General features: G+C 63.3%; 22 protein-coding genes and 1 pseudogene. 14 read left to right on the forward strand and 9 right to left on the reverse strand.

Going from position 1 to position 23,348, the window contains the following annotated elements; translation table 11 throughout:
- Positions 1–60: 60 nt before the first annotated feature.
- The 6 genes and pseudogenes from P5W99_RS19605 to P5W99_RS19630 all read left to right on the forward strand — a co-directional run bounded on the left by P5W99_RS19605 (position 61) and on the right by P5W99_RS19630 (position 5,693).
- Positions 61–1,628, forward strand: a protein-coding gene (locus P5W99_RS19605) for an IS3 family transposase (RefSeq protein ID WP_434664357.1) whose coding sequence is annotated in 2 segments (ribosomal slippage) — positions 61–490 and positions 490–1,628 — 1,569 coding nt in all. Because the reading frame shifts where the segments join, the coding sequence is not laid out codon by codon here.
- Positions 1,629–1,660: 32 nt separating this feature from the next.
- A pseudogene (locus tag P5W99_RS19610) lies at positions 1,661–2,029 on the forward strand (hypothetical protein); the annotation flags it as partial.
- A 12-nt stretch (positions 2,030–2,041) separates the two neighbouring features.
- The gene (locus P5W99_RS19615) at positions 2,042–3,382 is read left to right on the forward strand and encodes a virulence factor (protein WP_434664359.1); all 1,341 of its coding nucleotides are present in this window, start codon (positions 2,042–2,044) and stop codon (positions 3,380–3,382) included.
- A 12-nt stretch (positions 3,383–3,394) separates the two neighbouring features.
- The gene (locus P5W99_RS19620) at positions 3,395–4,735 is read left to right on the forward strand and encodes a virulence factor (protein ID WP_434664361.1); all 1,341 of its coding nucleotides are present in this window, start codon (positions 3,395–3,397) and stop codon (positions 4,733–4,735) included.
- 10 nt (positions 4,736–4,745) lie between these two features.
- Positions 4,746–5,003 (forward strand): PAAR domain-containing protein, encoded by a 258-nt coding sequence (locus P5W99_RS19625; RefSeq protein WP_421026792.1) that lies wholly within the window; start codon positions 4,746–4,748, stop codon positions 5,001–5,003.
- Positions 5,004–5,693 (forward strand): hypothetical protein, encoded by a 690-nt coding sequence (locus P5W99_RS19630; RefSeq protein ID WP_421026793.1) that lies wholly within the window; start codon positions 5,004–5,006, stop codon positions 5,691–5,693.
- 53 nt (positions 5,694–5,746) lie between these two features.
- On the opposite strand, the gene P5W99_RS19635 is transcribed toward P5W99_RS19630, so the two are convergent.
- From P5W99_RS19635 to kdgD, 3 genes are all read right to left on the reverse strand, one after another.
- Positions 5,747–6,484 carry a FadR/GntR family transcriptional regulator gene (locus tag P5W99_RS19635; RefSeq protein WP_421026794.1) on the reverse strand — a complete coding sequence of 246 codons (738 nt, stop codon included), beginning with the start codon at positions 6,482–6,484 and terminating at the stop codon, positions 5,747–5,749.
- Positions 6,485–6,553: 69 nt separating this feature from the next.
- The gene (locus P5W99_RS19640; protein ID WP_421026795.1) at positions 6,554–7,903 is read right to left on the reverse strand and encodes an MFS transporter; all 1,350 of its coding nucleotides are present in this window, start codon (positions 7,901–7,903) and stop codon (positions 6,554–6,556) included.
- Between the two features lie 149 nt (positions 7,904–8,052).
- Positions 8,053–8,970 (reverse strand): 5-dehydro-4-deoxyglucarate dehydratase, encoded by a 918-nt coding sequence (kdgD, locus tag P5W99_RS19645; protein WP_421026796.1) that lies wholly within the window; start codon positions 8,968–8,970, stop codon positions 8,053–8,055.
- Between the two features lie 270 nt (positions 8,971–9,240).
- Between kdgD and garD the strand changes: the two genes are divergently transcribed.
- The 7 genes from garD (at position 9,241) to P5W99_RS19680 (ending at position 17,675) form a co-directional block, all read left to right on the forward strand.
- Positions 9,241–10,830 (forward strand): galactarate dehydratase, encoded by a 1,590-nt coding sequence (gene garD / locus P5W99_RS19650; protein ID WP_434664365.1) that lies wholly within the window; start codon positions 9,241–9,243, stop codon positions 10,828–10,830.
- Positions 10,831–10,911: 81 nt separating this feature from the next.
- Entirely contained in the window at positions 10,912–11,787 is an 876-nt protein-coding gene (locus tag P5W99_RS19655) for an NAD-dependent epimerase/dehydratase family protein (RefSeq protein ID WP_421026798.1), read from the forward strand.
- Complete coding sequence (locus tag P5W99_RS19660; RefSeq protein ID WP_434664367.1) at positions 11,784–12,731, forward strand: SMP-30/gluconolactonase/LRE family protein; 948 nt, start codon at positions 11,784–11,786, stop codon at positions 12,729–12,731. The genes P5W99_RS19655 and P5W99_RS19660 overlap by 4 nt, the downstream gene beginning before the upstream one ends.
- A 607-nt stretch (positions 12,732–13,338) precedes the next feature.
- Positions 13,339–14,331 (forward strand): TRAP transporter substrate-binding protein, encoded by a 993-nt coding sequence (locus P5W99_RS19665; RefSeq protein WP_421026800.1) that lies wholly within the window; start codon positions 13,339–13,341, stop codon positions 14,329–14,331.
- A 217-nt stretch (positions 14,332–14,548) separates the two neighbouring features.
- A complete protein-coding gene (locus P5W99_RS19670) occupies positions 14,549–15,028 on the forward strand; it encodes a TRAP transporter small permease (protein WP_434664370.1) in 480 nt (159 codons plus the stop codon).
- A 7-nt stretch (positions 15,029–15,035) separates the two neighbouring features.
- The gene (locus tag P5W99_RS19675; protein ID WP_421026802.1) at positions 15,036–16,388 is read left to right on the forward strand and encodes a TRAP transporter large permease; all 1,353 of its coding nucleotides are present in this window, start codon (positions 15,036–15,038) and stop codon (positions 16,386–16,388) included.
- Between the two features lie 87 nt (positions 16,389–16,475).
- Positions 16,476–17,675, forward strand: a complete 1,200-nt coding sequence (locus tag P5W99_RS19680; RefSeq protein ID WP_434664372.1) for a porin — start codon at positions 16,476–16,478, stop codon at positions 17,673–17,675.
- Positions 17,676–17,846: 171 nt separating this feature from the next.
- Here P5W99_RS19680 and P5W99_RS19685 read toward each other — a convergent pair whose 3' ends face one another.
- A complete protein-coding gene (locus P5W99_RS19685) occupies positions 17,847–18,596 on the reverse strand; it encodes an SDR family oxidoreductase (RefSeq protein WP_421027089.1) in 750 nt (249 codons plus the stop codon).
- Positions 18,597–18,720: 124 nt separating this feature from the next.
- Here P5W99_RS19685 and P5W99_RS19690 point away from each other — a divergent pair, with 124 nt between their 5' ends.
- Positions 18,721–19,638, forward strand: coding sequence for a LysR family transcriptional regulator (locus tag P5W99_RS19690; RefSeq protein ID WP_434664375.1), 918 nt, complete (start codon positions 18,721–18,723; stop codon positions 19,636–19,638).
- Here P5W99_RS19690 and P5W99_RS19695 read toward each other — a convergent pair.
- The 5 genes from P5W99_RS19695 to P5W99_RS19715 form a co-directional block, all read right to left on the reverse strand.
- Complete coding sequence (locus P5W99_RS19695; RefSeq protein WP_434664377.1) at positions 19,635–20,630, reverse strand: 2-hydroxyacid dehydrogenase; 996 nt, start codon at positions 20,628–20,630, stop codon at positions 19,635–19,637. The genes P5W99_RS19690 and P5W99_RS19695 overlap by 4 nt on opposite strands.
- Before the next feature lie 172 nt (positions 20,631–20,802).
- A complete protein-coding gene (locus P5W99_RS19700; RefSeq protein WP_421027090.1) occupies positions 20,803–21,306 on the reverse strand; it encodes a DoxX family protein in 504 nt (167 codons plus the stop codon).
- On the reverse strand, positions 21,306–22,232 hold the full coding sequence (gene bufB / locus P5W99_RS19705; protein ID WP_421026806.1) for an MNIO family bufferin maturase: 927 nt from the start codon (positions 22,230–22,232) through the stop codon (positions 21,306–21,308). Before bufB ends, P5W99_RS19700 begins: the two co-directional genes overlap by 1 nt.
- Positions 22,233–22,261: 29 nt before the next feature.
- A complete protein-coding gene (locus P5W99_RS19710; RefSeq protein ID WP_035529754.1) occupies positions 22,262–22,573 on the reverse strand; it encodes a BufA1 family periplasmic bufferin-type metallophore in 312 nt (103 codons plus the stop codon).
- Positions 22,574–22,680: 107 nt separating this feature from the next.
- On the reverse strand, positions 22,681–23,322 hold the full coding sequence (locus P5W99_RS19715; protein WP_421026807.1) for a DUF1109 domain-containing protein: 642 nt from the start codon (positions 23,320–23,322) through the stop codon (positions 22,681–22,683).
- Positions 23,323–23,348: the final 26 nt, after the last annotated feature.

Genomic DNA, 23,348 nt, shown 5'->3' on the forward strand with positions numbered 1-23,348 from the left:
GTCAGAATGGTTGTCGCCTCGTTAGAATCTGAAACCGTGGGGCGATAACGGAAAGATGAAGTGGCAAGATACGGACAGGTATTCAAGGACAAGGCTGTAGCGCGGCTGTTGCCGCCCGAGAGCGCGTCGGTGGAAGAGGTGGCGCACGAGTTGAGCATCTCGACTTCGACGCTTGAGCGGTGGCGTGCGGATGCGCTGTCCAGGCCCGCTCGCGAGCGGGCCTGGACAGCGGCGGCCCGGTTCGAGGCGGTGCTGGCGACCGCCTCGATGGATGAGACCAGCAAGAGCGCCTGGTGTCGCGAGAACGGCGTGTATCCCCATGAATTGGAGCAGTGGCGCGCTGCGGCCACGCAGGCGTTGGCCGAGCCTGAGGATGCGCGCGCTACCCATCGCGAGACGAAGGCTGACCGGCGGCGCATCAAGGAGCTCGAGCGCGAGCTGCGCCGCAAGGAGAAGGCTCTCGCCGAGGCTGCTGCGCTGCTGGTGCTCTCAAAAAAGCTCGAAGCGATCTTCCCGAAGGACAAGGACGAGGACGCATGATCGGCCTGGAAGATCGCCATACGATGGTCCGCCATGTCGAGTCCGCTCATGCAGCCGGGGCGCGCCTGCGTCTGGCCTGCGAGGTGGCGGGCATTACTGTTCGTACGCTGCAACGCTGGAAAGCGCGCGAAGGCCTGGTCATCGGTGACCGCCGGCCGTGTGCTGAACGGCCGACTCCTTCGCACGCGCTGAGCGAGCAGGAGCGTGAACGTATTCTGGCCGTTGCCAACGAGCCGCGTTTCGCCGCGCTGCCACCAGCGCGGATCGTGCCGATGCTGGCCGACGAGAATGTCTATATCGCGAGCGAATCGAGTTTCCAGCGAGTTCTGCGCGCCCATGGCCAGAACCGGCATCGCGGTCGCAGTCGTGCGCCTGCGCCATCGCGGGCACCGACCACACACGTCGCCACGGCGCCAGGCCAGGTCTGGTGCTGGGATATGACCTATTTACCGGCCCAGGTGCAGGGTCGCTGGTTCTACCTCTACCTGATCCTCGATCTGTACAGCCGCAAGATCGTCGGCTGGGAGATCCATGACAGGGACGATGCCGAACACGCCGTCCATCTCGTGAAGCGCACCGCGCTCGCCGAGGGTATTCATGCGCGCTTCAGCAAGCCGGTCCTGCACGGCGATAACGGCAGTACACTCAAGGCCACCACCGTGCTGGCCATGCTGCACTGGCTGGGCGTGAAACCGTCGTACTCGCGCCCGCGCGTCTCGGACGACAACGCCTTCGTGGAATCGTTGTTCAAGACGGCCAAGTACCGCCCAGAATTCCCGGCGAGCGGCTTTGCCGACCTTGATGACGCCCGCGCCTGGGGCCACGACTTCGTACACTGGTACAACTTCGAGCATCGCCACAGCGGCATTCGCTATATCACACCCGCGCAGCGTCATGCTGGTGAGGATCTGGCAATCCTGCAAGCGCGTCATCAGACATACCTCCAGGCGCGTGAACGCCATCCGGCACGTTGGTCAGGTCGCACTCGAGACTGGTCGCCGATCGCCGCCGTCACACTCAATCCAGAGCGCGAAGCTGTCATTGGCGACCACCTTCGTGCCCGAGATAAAACGCAGTTGGTTGCATGAATCAGGCGACAACCACCTTGACTCGCTCCGCCAGCGACGAGGCATCGGCGCGCGTGGGTCCGTTGGCGCGCACGCTTACCGAGACGTTGCCCGATTTCGACTACGGCAAACAAATGTTCAATACGCCCGCGTTGCTCGGCGAAATGGGCGCGGGCACCGCATTGACGGACGTTGCGCTCGCCATTGGCCGAGCGAATCATCTGGGCGGCAATGTGCTGGTCGCGGGCACCACGGACGCGAACCGTCCCGTTGCGGTCGTGATCGTGCCGCCGTCGAAACTCAACCCCATCGACGCCGATTCCGACTGGTTCCGCGCACGCGGCGGGAACAATGCCTATCTGCCGTGGTGGGGGCACCGCTTCGATGAGGACAAGGGGTTAAAGCAGGGCTATTCAGAGTAGGCCGGGGAATTCATGAAACGACTGCTTCTGCTGCCGGGTCTTGTCGCCTGGGCAACGTTCGTGCTGAGCACGGTGCTGATGCCAGCGACGGCGCAGACCGCCACGCCATCGGCAGAAGCCGCGGCCGCGACCAGCGAGTCTTCCCGGCCTTTCCTTGCACAGGTCGTTGGAGTCCAATGGCTCAATCCCTTGCAACGGCGCGACTATCCGACCGAATGGCAATTGCTGTGGGCATTGAGTCTGGTGAAGCCCAACAAGAACGACGACATGGTGCGGACGCAACCGCAAAAATTCTCGACGCTCCAGTACGTTGCCGGAATCGCTTATGGAAACGATGGTACGGAAACATTTGATGGATTCTATAAAAAATACATTAGAAAATTACTGAATTTATTCGGAACCCGTTACGTAATGAATTCCAGATACTTTTATACGGTCAAACCGGAAAACAAAAAGGACTGGCGAGAACTCGCCGGCATCCATGTCGAGTTCGCTATTCCCACGCGGCTCGATCCGGTTGAAGCCCAAACCTATCTGCAAAAGCAGATCATCAGCGAATTCAACATCGGAAACAAATATTTCCCCAAACTCTGGAGCGACAGCACCCCGCCTGAGGTTCGCGTAACGCCCGGCGGCCCAAACGCAGGCTTCACCTCGCTGAACGCCGCACTCGATTACCTCCAGACCAACCCGGACAAAAGCGTATGGGTCATGAACTGGGACGCACCGAGCTTCCCGCCGAAGGACGGCCAGCTTAACGAAAACATGGTGCTGCTGATACTGACTGGCCCCGACTTCAAAACGGAGCGCGAACCGCTCGCCTGGATCGGACGCGCGGCAACCGGCAACGCGAGCGATTTCGACTCGAAGGCCGGAACGACTCGCACGGTGCAGGCGTGGAAGGCAACGATTGAAGCCGCCGCGCACAACACAGGCGTCACCGTTCCCGACATTCACTACGTCATACACGATGCCGGTCGGGCCAGCGACGAGGCATCGGCGCGCGTGGGTCCGTTGTCGCGCACGCTTACCGAGACGTTGCCCGATTTCGACTACGGCAAACAAATGTTCAATACGCCCGCGTTGCTCGGCGAAATGGGCGCGGGCACCGCATTGACGGACGTTGCGCTCGCCATTGGCCGAGCGAATCATCTGGGCGGCAATGTGCTGGTCGCGGGCACCACGGACGCGAACCGTCCCGTTGCGGTCGTGATCGTGCCGCCGTCGAAACTCAACCCCATCGACGCCGATTCCGACTGGTTCCGCGCACGCGGCGGGAACAATGCCTATCTGCCGTGGTGGGGGCACCGCTTCGATGAGGACAAGGGGTTAAAGCAGGGCTATTCAGAGTAGGCCGGGGAATTCATGAAACGACTGCTTCTGCTGCCGGGTCTTGTCGCCTGGGCAACGTTCGTGCTGAGCACGGTGCTGATGCCAGCGACGGCGCAGACCGCCACGCCATCGGCAGAAGCCGCGGCCGCGACCAGCGAGTCTTCCCGGCCTTTCCTTGCACAGGTCGTTGGAGTCCAATGGCTCAATCCCTTGCAACGGCGCGACTATCCGACCGAATGGCAATTGCTGTGGGCATTGAGTCTGGTGAAGCCCAACAAGAACGACGACATGGTGCGGACGCAACCGCAAAAATTCTCGACGCTCCAGTACGTTGCCGGAATCGCTTATGGAAACGATGGCACAGAATCATTTGATGGATTCTATGAACAATACGTTAGAACATTACTAAATCTGTTCGGAACCCGTTACGTAATGAATTCCGGATATTTCTACACGGTCAAACCAGCAAACAAGAGAGACTGGCGAGAACTGGCCGGCATCCATGTCGAGTTCGCCATTCCCACGCGGCTCGATCCGGTTGAAGCCCAAACCTATCTGCAAAAGCAGATCATCAGCGAATTCAACATCGGAAACAAATATTTCCCCAAACTCTGGAGCGACAGCACCCCGCCTGAGGTTCGGGTAACCCCCGGCGGCCCAAACGCAGGCTTCACCTCGCTGAACGCCGCACTCGATTACCTCCAGACCAACCCGGACAAAAGCGTATGGGTCATGAACTGGGACGCACCGAGCTTCCCGCCGAAGGACGGCCAGCTTAACGAAAACATGGTGCTGCTGATTCTGACTGGCCCCGACTTCAAAACGGAGCGCGAACCGCTCGCCTGGATCGGACGCGCGGCAACCGGCAACGCGAGCGATTTCGACTCGAAGGCCGGAACGACTCGCACGGTGCAGGCGTGGAAGGCAACGATTGAAGCCGCCGCGCACAACACAGGCGTCACCGTTCCCGACATTCACTACGTCATACACGATGCCGGTCGGGCCAGCGACGAGGCATCGGCGCGCGTGGGTCCGTTGTCGCGCACGCTTACCGAGACGTTGCCCGATTTCGACTACGGCAAACAAATGTTCAATACGCCCGCGTTGCTCGGCGAAATGGGCGCGGGCACCGCATTGACGGACGTTGCGCTCGCCATTGGCCGAGCGAATCATCTGGGCGGCAATGTGCTGGTCGCGGGCACCACGGACGCGAACCGTCCCGTTGCGGTCGTGATCGTGCCGCCGTCGAAACTCAACCCCATCGACGCCGATTCCGACTGGTTCCGCGCACGCGGCGGGAACAATGCCTATCTGCCGTGGTGGGGGCACCGCTTCGATGAGGACAAGGGGTTAAAGCAGGGTTATTCAGAGTAAAGGAGAGGTTATGCGAGGCATCATCCGGGTCGGCGACCTTCTCAGTCACGGCGGACATGTGGAGGCTGGGGCGCCCAATTACACGGTCATGGGGCGCTCGGTTGCGCGCAAGGGCGATGCTTGCCTCTGCGCGTTGCATGGCGAGGTCGTAATTGCCGACGGCGATGACAGCTTCGAAGTCGATGGCGCCGCCGCGGCATTCGAAGGTCACAAGGCCTCGTGCGGGGCTGAATTGATTTCGAGTATGCCGTCATCGGGGCGCAACTAGATGTTCGGCTGGAATCGCATGCGTCGTCGCGCCTCGGACGAAAACATCAAGGCCGGCGAAATAATCGACCCTTATATGTTGATCCGCCTGGCAGCGGATGGCGTTGCGGTGCAGGTGCAAGGGAGTCGTCTTCCGGAAGGCGAGGCCCCGAACTTCTATCTGTCGATGTTCAATGCGCTGATTTCAGGCGAGTACCAGGCGAGGCGCAATGGCGGGAGCTTCCAGTTAGCGCGCGTTTCCGGGGTTAAACCGAACATCTTTTGCCCGGATGCGAAGCAGATGCAGGTTTCCCTTCACATCGCCTGGGCGGCGCATGACGGACGCGTGCTCGAGCGCCCCGATGGTTCGCTATGGACGGTGGTCTGCGTGCAAGGTTCGCGAACGCGCTCCACGTCGTCTGGCATCGAAGTGGACGCGGATGCGCTTGTGCATATCGACTACCTGCACGAACAGGGGGGCCTGTTTGCCTGGCGGGAAACTGCGGAACTGGTCAGGCTCTGGGAGCGGCCGCGCACGCAGCGGGTACTAGATCGGGCGCTCGACACGATGCCGCTCGTGACCACCTCGACACCCGAAGCAGGCAACCAGTATGCGGTGTACGACCCGGAGTTCGGGCAATGGCATTTCGTTGCGCGGGAATTCGCCTTTCAGCCGTTGCAGCCGGGCGCTGGTGGGTTTCGATTGTTCTGACGATGCCCGGGCGCGCCGCGGCTCCGAACTCCGCGATATCAGCAGAAACCCGCTCAGCTATTCGCGTCGCTCACCTCATTCGCCCGCCGCAACCGCTCCCGGCTATTGGAAAGATGCATCCGCATCGCCGCCCGTGCGCCTTCGGCATCATGCCGCGAAATCGCTTCAAAAATGCTCTCATGTTCGAGATTAACGAGCGACAGATACGCATCCGGATCGGCGCGCGCAATGCCGGCTGAGTCGAGCCGCTTGCGCGGAATCAGCGCGCTGCCCATCTGCGAGAGGATGTCGACGAAATAGCGATTGCCCGTGGCGCGCGCCACCGAAACGTGAAACTGCAAATCGGCGTCCACACTGTCTTGCCCGTTGTGGCGCGAGGTTTCAATCGCGTCGAGCGCCGCACGAATGCGCGCGAGGTCGTCCGGTTTTGCGCGTTGCGCCGCGAGGCCCGCGCATTCCGTTTCCAGGCTGATGCGCAGTTCGAGAATCGACAGCACGTCGCGCAACGTAGTGGCGGGCACGACGGCGATGCCGAGTTTTTCGCGCGGCGGTTCGAGCACGAAGCTGCCGATACCGTGCCGCGTCTCGATGATCTTGCCCGCTTGCAGGCGCGAAATGGCTTCGCGAATCACGGTGCGGCTCACGCTGAGCGTGTGCATCAACTGCGATTCGGTCGGGAGTTTGTCGCCGGGGTTCAGTGCCTTGGCGGCAATTTGCTCGGTGACATAGTTGACGACGAGTTCGGCAAGATTGCGTGCGCGTCGTGGCGGAGGCGCGACTGGTGTGGCCATCGAAAACGCCCCTTGATCGGAAATTGGCAGAGGTCTCTGCATGGGATTATATCGTTGTCCGATCGCCGTTCAGGCCGCGCGCAGTTCGACTCGCCGGATGTCCTTCACGATCACGAGGTAGCTGAACACGGTCAGCAGCGCGTTCGCGCCGACGAACACGAGCGCGCCATTGAACGAGCCCGTGCGTGCGACCAGATAGCCAATCACGATAGGCGTGACGATGCCGGCCACGTTGCCGAACATGTTGAAAATCGCGCCCGACAGGCCCAGGGCTTCCTTCGGCGAGGTATCGGCCACCACGGCCCAGCCGAGCGCGCCGATCCCCTTGCCGAAGAACGCGAGCGACATCAGCGCGACGACGATCCAGTCGGTCGAGACATAGTTGCAGCCGATGATGCACGTCGACAGCAGCATGCCGCCCACGATCGGCACCTTGCGCGCGAGCGTGAGCGATGCGCCGCGCCGGATCAGTCCGTCCGAGATCAGGCCGCCGAGCACGCCGCCGGAAAAGCCGCAGATCGCCGGCAGCGAAGCGACGAGGCCGGCCTGCAGGATCGTCATGCCGCGCGCCTGCACGAGGTAGATCGGAAACCAGGTGAGGAAGAAGTAGGTCAGCACGTTGATGCAGTACTGCGCGAGATAGACGCCGAGCAGCATGCGGTTGCTGAGCAGCTGGCGCATGAGCGCCCAGCCGCCGGATTTTTCGGCGTCGTCAGAGCGAATCTTGCGCGCGCCGCTCACGAGGCCGCCGCCTTGCTCGATGTAGTCGAGTTCGGCGCGCGAAACGCGCGGGTGGTCGGTGGGATTTTTCATGAACATCAGCCACGTGAGCGCGAGCAGCAGCCCGAGCACGCCCATCACCACGTAGACCGTCTGCCAGCCGAATGCGTGGGTGAGCCATGCCATCAGCGGCGTGAACACGACGGCGGCGAAGTACTGCGCGGCGTTGAAAATGGCCGATGCGGTGCCGCGCTCGTTGGTCGGGAACCAGCTCGCGACGACCTTCGCGTTGGCCGGGAACGCGGGCGATTCCGCCGCGCCCATCGCGAAGCGCAGCACGAACAACGCGGCCACCGCGGCGCCCGCGCTGCCCAGCAGGCCGATCGAGCTTTGCAGCAGCGTGAACAGCGACCACGAAAAAATGCTGGCCGCATACACGCGCCGCGCGCCGAAGCGGTCGAGCAGCCAGCCGGCCGGCAGCTGCGAGAGCACGTAGGCCCAGCTGAAGGCGGAGAAGATGTAGCCCATGCGGATCGCGTCGAGGCTGAACGCGGCGCGCATCGCGGAGCCCGTGACCGAGAGGGTCGCGCGGTCAGCGTAGTTGAGGGTGGTGATCAGAAAGATCAGCGCCAGGATCGCGTAGCGAACCCGGGTGCGCGCGACCGCGCTGGCGGAACTGGCCGTGCGGCTCATGTTCATGGTTGTCTCCTGAGTTATCCGGCAGGGGCCGTTATGAGCGCCCGGCGGCGTGGCCGCGCCGGGCGTTCGTGACGGGACCGTCTGCGCGGTCCTCGTCGATCTGGCTGGTGGCGTGCGCGCGGGTGTGCACGTGGCGCGCCGCCGCGGCTTTACTGCGCACCGAGCTTGCGGATCAGCGCGTCGAGCTGTTCCATTTCTTCGCCGGTCAGGTCGGTGAGCGGCGCGCGCACCGGACCCGCGCTGTGGCCCGCGAGCTTCGCGCCCGCCTTGACGATGCTGACCGCGTAGCCCGCGCGGCGGTTGCGGATCTTCAGGTACGGCAGGAAGAATTCGTCGATCAGCTTGCCGGTGGTGGCGTGGTCGTCGGCTGCGATGGCGCGGTAGAAGTCCATCGCGGTCTTCGGAATGAAGTTGAAAACCGCCGACGAGTACACCGGCACGCCAAGCGCCTTGTACGCGGCGGCATAGACTTCGGCGGTCGGCAGGCCGCCAAGGTACGAGAAGCGCTCGCCCAGGCGGCGGCGGATCGTCACCATGTTTTCGATCTCGCCCACGCCGTCCTTGAAGCCGATCAGGTTCGGGCAGCGCTCGGCCAGGATCTCCAGCATGTCGGCGTTGAGCTTCGAATTGGCGCGGTTGTAGATGATGACGCCCAGGTTCGGCACTGCCTTGCAGACCTGTTCCGCGTGCGCGGCGATGCCTTCCTGGCTGGCTTCGGTCAGGTAGTGCGGCATCAGCAGAATGCCTTGCGCGCCCTGGCGCTCCGCTTCCTTCGCGTAGGCAATCGCGGTGCGGGTCGGGCCGCCCGCGCCGGCGAGAATCGGCACCTTGCCCTTGCAGACTTCGGTGGCGGTGCGCACGACCTTCGAGTAGTCGTCGTGCGTGAGCGAGAAGAATTCGCCCGTGCCGCCGGCCACGAACAGGGCGGAAGCGCCGTACGGCGCCAGCCATTCGAGGCGCTCGGCGTAGGTGTCGGCGCGGAAATCGCCTTGTGCGTCGAAGTCGGTGACGGGGAAGGACAGGAGGCCTTCCGAAACGATCTGCTTGAGTTCCTGCGGTGTCGTCATGTGAATATCCAGAAGCGGTATGTTTCGGTGGGTCGGCTGGGCCCGGTTTGATCGACTCGCAGGGCCGAAGGTCCGACAAGTAGGGATTCGCTAAATAAATCTCGAACACTTATACGTCATCGTACAACAAGGAATCCGGGAATTCAACGGGGATTCGCGGCGTATCGCGCACGGTAGGGTAAATACGGAACGTTGCGGTTAACGCCTATGTTGTATGATGACGTATAAATAATGGCGCGGCAAGCCGGCCGCGCCGTGAGGATCGATGCAATGGAACACACTCCGCTCTACATACGCGTTCACCCCAACGACAACGTCGCAATCGTCGTCAACGACGGCGGCTTGGGCGAGGGCGCGGTATTTGCCGACGGCCTCAGGCTGCGCGAGCGCGTGCCGCAGGGGCACAAGGTTGCGCTCGCCGACCTGGCCGAGGGCGACGAGATCATCCGCTACAACGTGGTGATCGGCTACGCGTTGAAGGCGCTGCCGAGAGGCAGCTGGATCAACGAGCACGTGATCCGCATGCCCAGCCCGCCCGGGCTCGAAGATCTGCCCATCGCCACCATCAAGGCGCCGGAGATGGCGCCGCTCGACGGCTACACGTTCGAGGGTTATCGCAACGCGGACGGCTCGGTCGGCACGCGCAACATCCTCGCGATCACGACCACCGTGCAGTGCGTGGCCGACGTGGTTCAGCACGCGGTCACGCGCATCAAGGCGGAGCTGCTGCCGAAGTACCCGAACGTCGACGACGTCGTGAGTCTCGGCCACACCTACGGCTGCGGCGTCGCCATCGACGCGCCCGACGCGATGGTGCCGATCCGCACCGTGCGCAACATCGCGCTGAATCCCAACTTCGGCGGCGAGGTGATGATGGTGAGCCTCGGCTGCGAGAAGCTGCAGCCCGAGCGCCTGATGCCGCCGGGCACGATCCCGATCGCGGCGGCCGCGAACGCGGACGACATCGCCGATATCGGCGATGTCGCGGCGGACCATAACGGCGACGTCGTGGTGTTGCAGGACGAAGCGCACGTGGGCTTCCAGTCGATGATCGAGTCGATCATGCGCATGGCCGAGGGTCATCTCAAGCGTCTGAACAACCGCCGCCGCGAAACCTGTCCGGCCTCCGATCTCGTGGTCGGGGTGCAGTGCGGCGGCAGCGATGCGTTCTCCGGGCTGACCGCGAACCCGGCCGTCGGCTTCGCCACCGACCTGCTCGTGCGCGCGGGGGCGACCGTGATGTTCTCGGAAGTCACCGAAGTGCGCGACGGCGTCGACCAGCTCACGGCGCGCGCGGCCAATGCGGAGGTGGCCGCGGCGATCATCCGCGAAATGCAGTGGTACGACGATTATCTGAAGCGCGGCGGCGCCGACCGCAGCGCGAACACGACGCCCGGCAACAAGAAGGGCGGCCTGTCGAACATCGTCGAAAAGGCGATGGGCTCGATCATCAAGTCGGGCAACTCGGCGATCTCGGGCGTGCTGTCGCCGGGCGACAAGGTGCGGCAGAAGGGCCTGATTTATGCGGCGACACCGGCCAGCGACTTCATCTGCGGCACGCTGCAACTGGCTTCGGGCATCACGCTGCACGTGTTCACGACGGGCCGCGGCACGCCGTACAGCCTCGCCGAAGTGCCCGTCATCAAGGTCGCGACGCGCTCGGATCTCGCGCGCCGCTGGCGCGATCTGATGGACATCGACGCCGGCACCATCGCGACCGGCGAGTCCTGCATCGAGGACGTGGGCTGGGAACTGTTCCGGCTGATGCTCGACGTCGCGAGTGGGCGCAAGGAGACCTGCGCCGAGAAGCTCAAGCTCCATAACGCGCTGGTGCTGTTCAACCCGGCGCCGGTGACCTGAGCGCCGTTTCGCTTTCTCGCGCGTCGATCCGGCGAACCGATCCAACCTCACCCACAGAAGCACTCACAGAAGCATAAGGACATGACCGATTCGAACGATTCGAACGTTAACCGCTCCGCGGCAAGCAAGCCGTTCCGCCGCCTGCTTCTCACCGGCGCGGCGGGCAATCTCGGCAAGCAGTTGCGCGGCGCGCTCGCCGACTGGGCCGACATCGTGCGCGTGTCCGATATCGCGCCGCTCGGCGAAGTGGCCGCGCACGAAGAGGCCGCTATCGTCGATCTCGCCGATGCGGCGGCTGTGCACGCGTTGCTCGAAGGCGTGGACGCCGTGGTGCATCTCGGCGGCATTTCCGTCGAGGCGCCGTTCGAGGATCTGCTCGAAGCGAATATCCGCGGCCTCTACAACCTGTACTCGTCCGCATACAAGCAGGGCGTGAAGCGCATCGTCTACGCGAGCTCGAATCATGCGGTGGGCTTTCATCCGGTGACCTCGGTGCTCGATGCCGACGCGCCGCTGCGCCCCGATGGCCTGTATGGCGTCACGAAGTGCTTCGGCGAATCGCTGTCGCGCTACTACTTCGACCGCTTCGGGCTCGAGACCGTGTGTCTGCGGATCGGCTCGTCGTTCGAGCAGCCGAAGTCGGCGCGCATGCTCGTCACGTATCTGAGCTATCGCGACTTCATCGAACTCGTGCGCTGCTCGCTGTTCACCAATCGCGTCGGCCATGCAATCGTCTACGGCGTCTCGAACAATCGCATTTCGTGGGTGGACAACACCAAGGCCGCGTTCCTCGGCTTCCGTCCGAAGGACAGCTCCGAGCCGTTCGAGCATCTGTTTCCGGCGGGCGCGCCCGACCCGCGTTTCGACGATCCGACCCAGCTGTACCAGGGCGGCCCGTTCGTGCTCGCCGGACCGATGGAGCCGAAGCACGGCAACGCGACGGGTGAATCCAGATGACGGGCGCAACGGCTAACCCGAAGGTGGAGCGGCTCGAAGCCGCCGGGCCGCTGCCCGCGGCGACGGGCGAAAGCCCGGTCTGGCGTGCGGCGGAGCAGGCGCTGTACTGGGTGGACATTCCGGCGCAGAAGATCGTGCGCGCCCAGATCGAAACGGGCCGGCGCACCGAATGGCGGCTGCCGGAGCAGGTTGCCTGCATCGCCTTCAATCGTGACGGCACGGTGCTCGCGGGCTGCGAAACGGGGCTGTTCGCGGTCACGCTCGATGAGGCGTCGGATGCGTCGGGTGCTGACGGAGGCGAGCCGCTGACGGCTGCCGTCCGCAAGCTCGGGGCGCCTGTGTTCCCGCGCGCCGGCATGCGCTTCAACGACGGCCGCTGCGACCGGCAAGGACGCTTCTGGGCCGGCACGATGGTCATGGACATGGCCGCGGCCATTCCGGACGGCGCACTGTACCGCTACGACGCAAGCGGCGTGCTGTCCGCGCCGGTCGTCGATGCGCTCATTACGCAGAACGGCCTCGGCTGGTCGCCGGACGGCGCGACGATGTATCTGACCGACTCGCATCCGCTGCGCCGCCTGATCTGGGCCTTCGACTACGACATCGAATCGGGCGCGCCGCGCAACCGGCGCGTGTTCGCCGATCTGCATCACTACGCGGGCCGCCCCGACGGCGCGGCGGTGGACGCCGATGGCTGCTACTGGATCTGCGCGAACGACGCGGGACGGCTACTGCGCTTCACGCCGCAAGGCAAGCTCGACCGCGAGATCGCCGTGCCGGCCGTGAAGCCGGCCATGTGCGCGTTCGGCGGCCGCGATCTCGATACGCTGTTTGTCACGTCGATCCGTCCGGGAACGGGCGCGAGCGAGCACGACGGCCACGTGTTCGCGCTGCGGCCCGGCGTGAGCGGACTTCCCGAGCCCGAATTTGCAGGGCAACTGTAATCAGGCTTGCGCGAAGCGTGCGCCGGGAGGACGTCTTTCTCCCGGCGTTTTTCGTTTACGGCGCCTTTTCTGCAGCCGATTATCATCACTCGTCGTACAACAAGATGCGCAGAAGCTACCGTGTTCTGAGTTCATGCTTCAAAACAACAACATCTTGCGAGGCGCTTCGAACACTGTTGCAGGATCCTTCAAAACAAGCGTCAGCCGTGGCAGCGTGCCGCTTCGCTCATGGCTGCCGGGAGGGTTTTTCTGCGGGTAAATACTGTCTGTACAAGCGAAAAGTGCTTTTATAGACTTCGTCTGTCGTCGTACAACATAAGCAGGTCCAACAAATCGCTTTCACCTGAAAGTCGAGTCGCAGTACAAAGCTGGCGGCTTTCAAATGGGCATCGCGTTTCTCCATGCGTACCCGAAAGTTTGTCGGCCTGGTCCAAGCAGGGCAGTCGAATAATCGACAGGAGTGCTGGATAACCTGTGCCGGGGTTGTTGCACAACCAGCACGGCGAGCGCCGCGTCCTGCGAAGGGACGATGCGCGCAGCCGCAGACGCATCAAAACCATGTCGCATCCGCAATCGATGGGATGGTCAATTTCCAAGGAATGTCACGATGAACAAGAGGTTTGCATCTTCCCGTGTTTCGATGATCGTTGCCGCCGCAGCGCTGGCGTTCGGCACGACGTCGGCTCAAGCGCGCGTGTTCCGCGTTTCGGATGTGCATGGCGACAACTATCCGACCAACATGGCCGTGAAGTACATGGGCGAGGAAATCAGCAAGGCGACCGACGGCAAGGACAAGGTGAAGGTGTTCGGCAACAGCGCGCTCGGCTCCGAGAACGACACCATCGATCAGGTGCGCATCGGCGCGCTCGACATGGCGCGCGCGAACGGCGCGGCGTTCAACGAGATCGTGCCCGAATCGATGATCCCGTCGCTGCCGTTCCTGTTTCGCGACATCGACCATTTCCGCAAGGTGATGTACGGCCCCGAAGGCCAGAAGATTCTCGACGCCTTTACCGCGAAGGGCATGATTGCGCTGACTTTCTATGAGAGCGGCGCGCGCTCGATGTACGCGAAGAAGCCGATCAAGTCGCCGGCCGACATGAAGGGCCTGAAAGTGCGCGTGCAGCCGTCCGACCTGATGGTCGACGAAATCAAGGCCATGGGCGGCACGCCGACCCCGATGCCGTTCGCGGAGGTCTACACGGGCCTGAAAACCGGTCTCGTCGACGGCGCGGAAAACAATCTGCCATCCTACGAAGAAACCAAGCACTTCGAAGTGGCCAAGGTGTACTCGGAAACCCAGCATTCGATGACGCCGGAAGTGCTGGTGTTCTCGAAGAAGGTGTGGGACACGCTGACGCCGCAGGAGCAGCAGATCATCAAGAAGGCGGCGGCCGACTCGGTGCCGTACTACCAGAAGCTGTGGACCGCGCGCGAAGCCGAGGCGCAGAACACGGTCACGAAGGGCGGCGCCACCATCGTCACCGCTTCGCAGATCGACCGTCCCGCTTTCGTGAAAGCCATGCAGCCGATTTGGGCAAAGTACGAAAAGACGCCTGAAATGAAGCAGATCGTCGACGAGATCCAGGCAATCAAGTAAGTCCCGCGTCCCGTACGCCAACCGCATCAACACCGTTTGTGGCAGGAGCGGCGCGACTTGCCCGACAGGCGATCCTGCGGCAGGCGATCCTGCGGCAGGCGATCCTGCGGGCTTCGCGCCGTACCGTGCCGCGCCGCGCGCAACGGGTGTGTCAGGAGACGACATGCTGAACGCTCAAGATGTTCAAGACCGGTCTGTCGCAAGAAGGGCAGCGTCAATGAATTTCCTTAAACGCCCCAACGATTTTCTTTTTCGCGTGCTGGTGGTCGTCGCGGCGGTGAGCCTCGCGGCGCTGTGCGCGCTCGTGATTTATAGCGTGGTGATGCGCTACGTCTTTGCCGACGCGCCCGATTTCGTCGAGTCCGTTGCACTGCTGCTCGTCATCGTGATCGCGATGTTCGGCGCGGCGCTGCGGGTGCGCGAAGGCGGCCACATCGGGCTCGACTCGTTCGTGAAGAGACTGCCGCCGAAGGGCCAGACGGTCGTGACGGCCATTCAGCATATCTGCCTGATCGTTTTCGCGGTGGCGACTTTCGTCGGTTGCCTGGAGATGGCGGAAACCACGCGGCACGACCGGATTCCGATTCTCGGCCTGCCGGAAGGACTGCGCTACTGCATTCCCATTGTCGCCAGCGTCTGCATCGCGATGTTCTCGGCCGAGCATCTGCTCGGGCTCTTTGCCCGGAAACACAAGTAGAACCATCATGGAACTCGCCCTTCTCACCGCCAGTTTTCTCGTTTTCCTTTTTCTCGGGGTGCCGGTCTCGTTCGCGCTCGGGCTGTCCTGCGTCCTGACGTATCTTTACGAAGGACTTCCGACGGCCACCGCGATGCAGTCAATGATCTCGGGTATGAACGCGTTCTCGTTTCTCGCGGTGCCGTTCTTCATCTTCTCGGGCGAACTGATGCTCCACGGCGGCATTGCCGACCGCATCCTGCGCTTCGCGCAGGCGACCGTCGGTCATTTCCGCGGCGGCCTCGGCATGGCCAACGTCGTTGCCTGCACCATGTTCGGCGGCGTGTCGGGTTCGCCGACCGCCGATACCTCGGCGATGGGCGGCGTGGTGATCCCGCTGATGAAGCGCGAAGGCTACAGCGCGGCGTACGCGGTCAACGTGACGACGCACTCGTCGCTCGCCGGCGCGCTGATGCCGACTTCGACGAACATGATCATCTACGCGTTCGCGGCCCAGGGCGTGAGCGGCTCGCTCAACGGCGTGCAGATGAGCGGCGTGTCGATCGGCGATCTGCTGTTCTCGGGGCTCTTGCCGGTGCTGTGGGTGATGGGCCTCGTGCTGATCGCCGCTTACTGGCAGGCCGTCAAGTTTGGCTATCCGCGCCGTGCCGACGGCTCCACCGAGCTGCAGCGTTTTCCCGGCTGGATGGCGGTGCTGCGCACTTTCATCGGCGCGTTGCCGGGCCTGATGGTCATCGCGATCATTCTGTTCTGCGTGGCGCGCGGCATCGCCACCGCGACGGAAGCAGCCGCGATTGCCGTGGCGTATTCGCTGATTCTCACCATCGTGGTGTACCGCTCGATGTCGCTGGCGAAGCTCGGCCACGCGCTCGGCAAGGCGGCGAAGACGACCGGCGTGGTGCTGCTGCTGATCGGCGTGTCGAACATGCTGCGCTTCCAGATGGCCTACCTGGAGATTCCCGATTCGATCGAGCGCATGCTCGACGGTGCGACCTCGATGCCGTGGCTGATGCTCCTGTACATCAACATCATTCAGGTGTTTCTCGGCACCTTCGTCGACATGGCGGCGCACATCCTGATCACGACGCCGCTGTTTCTGCCGATGGCCATGCACAACGGCGTGGGTCCGGTGCAGTTCGGCATCATGATTTTGCTGAACTGCGCGCTCGGTCTCGTGCATCCGCCGATCGGCTCGGTGCAGTTCATCGGCTGCGCGATCGGCAATGTGTCGATTGGTGAAACCACCAAGGTCGCGTGGCCGTACTACCTCGCTATCTTTTCGGCTATCAATATCGTCACCTATGTCCCGTGGTTTTCGACCTGGTTGCCGAGCCTCATCAACGGCCACCCGGTGTATTGATTCTGGATGTTTCAACCACGTTGGCTTTCACACTCGGCGGCCTTCATTCAAGGCCGCATAAATAGCGTTTCTAGCAGAGGAGAGAAAATGAAAAAGGCGCTTTTGGCTTCGGCTCTGGGGCTGGTCGCCCTCGGCGCCCATGCGCAAAGCAGTGTGACCTTGTACGGTATTGTCGATACGGGGATCGGCTATCAAAGCAGCTCGGCGGCGCTCGGCTCGAACTCGGGCGGCCGCTCGGTGGTCAAGATGAATAACGGCATCTGGGCCGGCAGCCGTTTCGGTTTGAAGGGTTCGGAAGATCTGGGCGGCGGCACGAAGGCGATCTTCCAGCTGGAAGAGGGCTTCAACAGCGCGAACGGCGCGCAAGCCGTGTCGGGTCTGATGTTCAATCGTCAGGCGTGGGTGGGCATGACGGACAAGCGCTTCGGCACGTTGACGGCGGGCCGCCAGTACACCTCGTACTACACGCTGCTTTCACCGTACAGCCCGACTACCTGGCTGACCGGCGCATATGGCGCGCACCCGGGCGATATTGACTCGCTGGATACGCTGTACCGCGTGAACAACTCGCTCGTCTATACGTCGCCGACCATCGCCGGCCTCACCGTCAGCGGCTCGTACGCGCTGGGCGGCACGCCGGGCAGCACGGGCGCCGGCCAGACCTGGAGCGTGGCGGCGCAGTACCTGAACGGCCCGGTCGGCATCGCGGCGGGTATCCAGCGCATCGACAACGGCAACACGAGCGGCGGCGCATGGGGTGCGAACTCCACCGCGTCGAACAACGGCTCGCAGCCGGGTGTTTCGGGCATCAACAATGGTTTCCAGTCGGCAGCCAAGCAGCAGCGCGTGGCGGTGACGGGCGGCTATGCGTTCAATTCGCAGTGGGACGTGTCGCTCTCGTATTCGAACGTGCAATACGCGGCGGGCACGGCTTCGCTGTTCCACGGCACGCAGATCTGGAACACGGCCGGCGCCGTGCTGCACTGGAAGCCGACCACGGCGCTGGACCTGGCCGCTGGCTATAGCTACACCGCCGCGACGCAATCGAACGGCATCACCAGCGCGGCGAGCTACAACCAGTTCAACCTCTCGCAGTACTACTCGCTGTCCAAGCGCACGGGCCTGTATGCGCTGGAAGCGTATCAGCGCGCGAACGGCCAGACGCTGGGCACGAACGGCAAGACCATCATCAACGCCACGGCGGACATCGGCGACGGCCAGAACGGCTCGCCTTCGTCGTCGCGCAGCATGGTTGCGGTGGGCGTGGGCATCATCCACCGCTTCTGATGGCTTGAGCGGATGTGGCGGCGAAGTTTGCCGCCACCCCCGCATCGCTGCCAACCCGCGATGGCTTTGCGCCTCGCGGGTTTTTCTTTGGCAGGCGCGAAGCAGGGCGACTCCCGTCGCGCCTGCCGCTGCGAGCGCTCCCAGCAACAACTCAGGCCCTCCCCTGAAGGCTCAAAGCTGGCTCATGCCGCCATCGGCGATGATTTCGGTGCCGACGATAAAAGCCGATTCCGGCGCGCAAAGATGCAGCACGGTCGAGGCGATCTCCGCCGGCAGGCCGAAGCGGCCCAGCGGAACCTGGTTCTGGATTTGCGCAACGGTGGCCGACAGCGTGTCGGCATCCATGCCTAGCTTGCCGTGCAGCGGCGTCGTCACCGGTCCGGGGCTGACCACGTTCACGCGAATGCCCGAACCGATCAGCTCGCCCGACAGCGTCTTGGCCAGCGAGATCAGCGCGGCCTTGCTGGCGGCGTACACGGAAGACATCGGCATGCCGATACGTGCGTTGATCGAGCCGTTCAGCACGATCGAGGTGCCCGGGTTCAGCAGCGGCAGCAGCGCCTGAATCTGGAAGTACGCGCCTTTTACGTTGGCGTTGAAGGTGGCATCCCAGAGCGCCTCGTTCACATCGGGCAGCGCCGCAAATTTGGCGACGCCGGCGTTGATGAAAACGGCGTCCAGACGGATGCCGTGTTCGGACAATTGGCGGGCCAGGTCGCGCGCGTCATGCACTGTGCCGGTTTCGTTGCGGATGGCGAGAGCCTTGCTGCCCAGCGTGGCGCGGGCGGTTTCCAGCGTTGCCGCGTCGCGGCCGGTGATGACCACGCGTGCGCCTTCCCTCGCGAATGCCTGTGCGGCCGCCAGACCAATGCCGCTGTTGCCGCCAGTGACCAGAACGGTTTTGCCTTCGAAGCGATTCATGATGTTCTCCAGTGGAAAAAGTGGAACTTGGGTGGAACTTCGTCGATTGCGTGAGTGCAGTATGGACGCGGCATAGCGGTTTGCCATACGATCGTATCGATGAACACGTTCGAAGGAATTGCACATGTTGTCGGAAGACGAATTGGCCCTGCTGGAGGCCATCCGCGACGCAGGCAGCTTGTCGCGCGCGGCGGCGCGGCTGGGCAAGGCGCCCTCGACCGTGTCGCACGCCGCGCGGCAACTCGAGCAGCGCTTCGACGCGCTGCTGTTCGACCGTCGCCGCTACCGCTTGCAGTTGACGCGCGCGGGCGAGGTGCTCACCGAAGAAGCCGCGCGGCTCGCGCAGGACGTCTCGCGCGTCACGCAGCGCGTGCGGCAAGTGGCAAACGGCTGGGAGGACCAGCTGTGGATCGTGACCGACGAGTTGATGGAGTTCGAAACGCTCATGCCGGTCATGCATGCATTCGACAAGCTCGAATCCGGGGTGGCCCTGCGCGTCACCCATGAAGTCCTCGCCGGCACCTGGGAAGCGCTGCGCGACGGCAGGGCCGATCTGGTCGTCGGCGCGACCAACGAGCCGCCGGCGATTCCCAATCTCGGGTGGTTCGAGCTGGGCGTGGTCGAGTGGGTGTTCGCGATCTCGCCCCGGCATCCGCTCGCGGCGGCCCGCGAACCGCTGACGCGTGAGGACATCGCCCGCCACCGCGCGGTGGTGGTGGCCGACTCGTCGCGTTCCACGGCGGGCCGCGCGTACGGCACGGTGGGCGGGCAGCGTTCGCTGGCCGCGCCTTCCATGCGCGCCAAGACGCAGGCACAGCGCGCTGGGCTCGGGATCGGCTGGCTGCCCCGGCATCGCGTGGCGTCGCTGCTCAAGCGCGGCGAACTGGTGGAAAAGCGCACCGCGATTCCGCGCGAGCCAAACGTGCTGTATGTCGGCTGGCGCAACGAGCATGAGGGCCGCGCGCTGCAATGGTGGCTGGAGCAGTTGAGGGAGCCGCGGCTGGCCCGGCGGCTCGTGCGCGGAGTCGACGCGTATGCCTAGCGGGCTTTCACCTCGTTCTTCAATTCCAGCTGTTTCTCAAACTTCGTAATGCTTTCAACCGTGGTTTCGCAGATGGTCGTCAATGCCTCGCGTGTGAGGTAGGCCTGATGCCCGGTGACGATCACATTGGGAAACGACACGAGGCGCTGAAAGACGTCGTCGGTGATGATCTCGCTGGAGAGATCGCGGAAGAACAGATCCGCCTCCTGCTCATAAACGTCGATCCCCAGGCCGCCTAGCTGGCTGCTCTTCAACGCCTCGATGGCGGCTTCCGTGTCGATCAGGCCGCCCCGGCTCGTATTGATCAGGATGGCGCCGGGCTTCGCGCACTCGAGCGTCTGCGAATTGATGATGTGATACGTCTCGGGCGTCAGCGGACAGTGCAGCGAAATCACGTCGGCTTGTTCGGCAAATTTGCCTGCTGTTGCGTAGCCAAGGCCAAGCGCTTCGAATTGAGGCGATGGATAGGGATCGAAACCGATCACCTTGCAGCCGAAGCCGACCATGATTTTCGCAAACACGCAGCCGATCTGACCCGTTCCCACCACCACAACCGTCTTGCCGTGCAGGTCGAAGCCGGTCAGGCCATCGAGCGAGAAATTCGAATCGCGCGTGCGGTTATAGGCGCGGTGCACTTTGCGGTTGATCGCGAGCAGCAGCGCCACCGCGTGCTCGGCCACCGAGTACGGCGAGTATGTGACTACACGCACGACTTTCATGCCGAGCCGCGCGGCAGCTTCCAGATCGACGTTATTGAAGCCCGTGCAGCGCAACGCGAGCAGGCGGGTGCCGCCCTCGTGCAGCGCTTCGAGTACCTGTGCGTCGGCACGGTCGTTGACGAAGATGCACACCGCGCCGTAGCCGGCCGCAAGACCGACGCTGTCCATATCGAGCAGGACGTCGAAGTAGTGCAGATCGTGTTGCGCGGCCCGGTTGGCCTCGTCGAGAAACCGGCGCTCGTAGCGCGTCGAACTGAAAACCGCTACATCCATGGTGTGCTCCGCTGAATCGGCAACTCGAGACCTTTCATGCATGACGCGCTTGCGTCTGGCTGGCGGCAATCTCCTTGACTGCCTCCATGCCGCCCCCTCTAGATGAATAAAGCAACATGCAGGGCTTGAATATTACTCGCTTGCCGGTAAGTCAGCGGGCAACGTGGCACGCTCATGTCCGGTGGTTGCGGTCGCCCAGCAGATAATCGATCGAGATCAAGCCGGGGCCCCAGGCGGCAACGCCGAGCGCCATGGCGGCCCACGTAATGTGGACCGGCCAGCCATCCGGCACCGTCAATTCGATCATGCAGGTCATTAGCAACAGACCCAGCGCAGCGAAACGCGTGCCGATGCCGAGCACGAGCAGCACCGGGAATGCGATCTCGCCGCATGCCGAAAGAAACGCGAAGACAGCCGGCGCAGGAAACGGATAAGGCCCGCCTGGCAGGTGCAGCCGAAATTCTTCGGTGAACAGATCGATGGCCGTGTCGTTGAGCTGGAGGAAGCCGTGCCATTTGAGTATCCCCGACCGCCAGAAAGGCACGGCAAGCGCAATGCGCAGCAGCAATTGCACGAACCACGGTTGCGCGAGCTTTTCGACCAGGCGCCGCGCACGAACGATTGCTATCGTGACGATGCCGAAAAGGGATGGCTTGAGAACTTGCTGGATCGACATCATGATTGCTCTCCATTCAAAACGGAAGTGAGCGTAGCGGCAGCGATCCGCCGTGCCGTATTTGCATGCGCACGCAATTCGGCCCACGCCGGCAGATTGCTGTCCCATTCGATCAGTGTCGGCACGGGGCCGAGGTGTTCGATGACGAGCCCGTAGAGTTCCCAGACGGGTTCTGCAATGGCACGGTCGTGACTGTCGATGAGCAGCGGCGCATTCTCGTCGTCGCGCTGCTCGCTGTGTCCCGCGAGATGAATCTCGCCAACGTATTCGGACGGAAATTCCGCAAGATACGCTCGAGCCGGATAGCCGTGATTGACTGCCGAAACAAAAACGTTATTCACATCGAGCAGCAATCCGCAGCCCGTGCGTTGCGCGACGGCGCGGATAAACTCGGGCTCGCTCATGGTCGAAGACGCGAACGCAACATAGGTGGAAGGATTTTCGAGCAGAATAGGGCGCTTGATGGCTTCCTGAACCTGATCGATGTGCGCGCAAACCCTGTCGAGCGTGGCCTTCGTATAAGGCAGCGGCAACAGGTCGTTAAGGAAGGTTCCGGCATGCGAGGACCACGCCAGATGCTCGGAGACGAGCAGCGGTTCGTAGCGCTGCACCAGTGCGCGAAAGCGGGCGAGGTGCTGGGCGTCGAGCGCATCCGGGCCGCCGATCGACATGCACACGCCATGCAGCGAGAGCGGCCAGGATTCGCGGATCGTGCCGAGCATGCGATGCGGCGGGCCGCCCGCGCCCATGTAGTTCTCGGCGTGGACTTCGAAGAAACCGTTTTCCAGCCCATCGTCGAGAATGGCGGCGAAGTGCTCATGTTTGAAGCTGGTGCCGGTCAGCACGGGCTTCGCGCGTGCGGCTTCGACTGCGCGAAGAGGACGGCCGGGCGCATGTGCCGTCACGCTGCCAGTGGAAGGGTACATGGCCGTCCGTCTCCTCTCATCATGCGCGATCAGGACTTCATGGGAGTGAGCGAGCCGTGGCCGCCGCCCGGCACGACGATGCTCGCACATGTACCGCCCTGAACGAACTTCCACGAGTTGCCCTGGAAATCCATCGTCGACGTGCCCTGGCAGGTCGTTCCCGGACCAGCGGCGCAATCGTTTTGCCCCTTCAGCGCGACGCCATAGCACTTTTCCTTATGCGCGGCCATTGCCGCGCTGACTTCCGCCTTGGTGAGCGGCGCGGCATGGGCCGTGGCCGCTAGAAGGCTGGCAACGGCGCCGGCAAGCAGCGCGGAACTGACATTGATCTTGGTGGACATGAGCGATCTCCAGTAGAAGGAAAGAGTGGTATCCGCAGCGGATACACCAGCTAATTCGGGAATGGCAATGTGCCGGTTACAGCGGCCGAATATTTAATTCGATAAACTCACCAGCGCAAAAAACGCGGTGCGATCGCCGCGCCGATGGCCGTCGTGATGACGATCGCGAGCACGTACCAGACGCCCCAGAACGGCACAGCCATCTCCGGGCAATACAGCGAGTAGACGAGCAGGCCCTGCGCGCCCGCGAGCAGGCCCGCGCCGGTTCCGGCCAGTGCGAGACGGGTTGGCGCAAGCTGCTTCATCGCATGCAGCATCGCGGCGAGCGAAGGCAGCGACAGCAGCACGATGTTCGCAGTCGTCGTGCGCCACGTCATGCCGAGCATTAACTGGAGCCGGTAACCCGGCGGCGTCGCCAGCACGATGCCGCCGGCGGCGAGCAGCATTGCGGCGATGGGCAGCGCCGCCGCGCACCACGCGAGCTTCAACGGCGCGCCGGGACGGCCGAGCCGCTCCGCGAGCTTCATGGCGGTGGCAATGATCGCGAGCGGGAACGCAAGGCGCACCCAGAACATGGCGGTGAGGATCAACTCGGGCATGTCGCTGCGCACGCCGTATAGCGCGGCCAGCAGCACGGCGCTGCCGCCGAGGCCAGTCATGAGCGCGCGATTGAGCAACCGCGCAACGGCGTTGTGCTCGACGGGCGACACGCCGCTTGCGAGGCGATCGACGAGATCTCGCGTTTTCATGGCCGGCCTCCGGGCTTGTCGAATCG

The organism is Paraburkholderia sp. A3BS-1L (genome assembly GCF_051125215.1).
Taxonomy (GTDB): domain Bacteria; phylum Pseudomonadota; class Gammaproteobacteria; order Burkholderiales; family Burkholderiaceae; genus Paraburkholderia.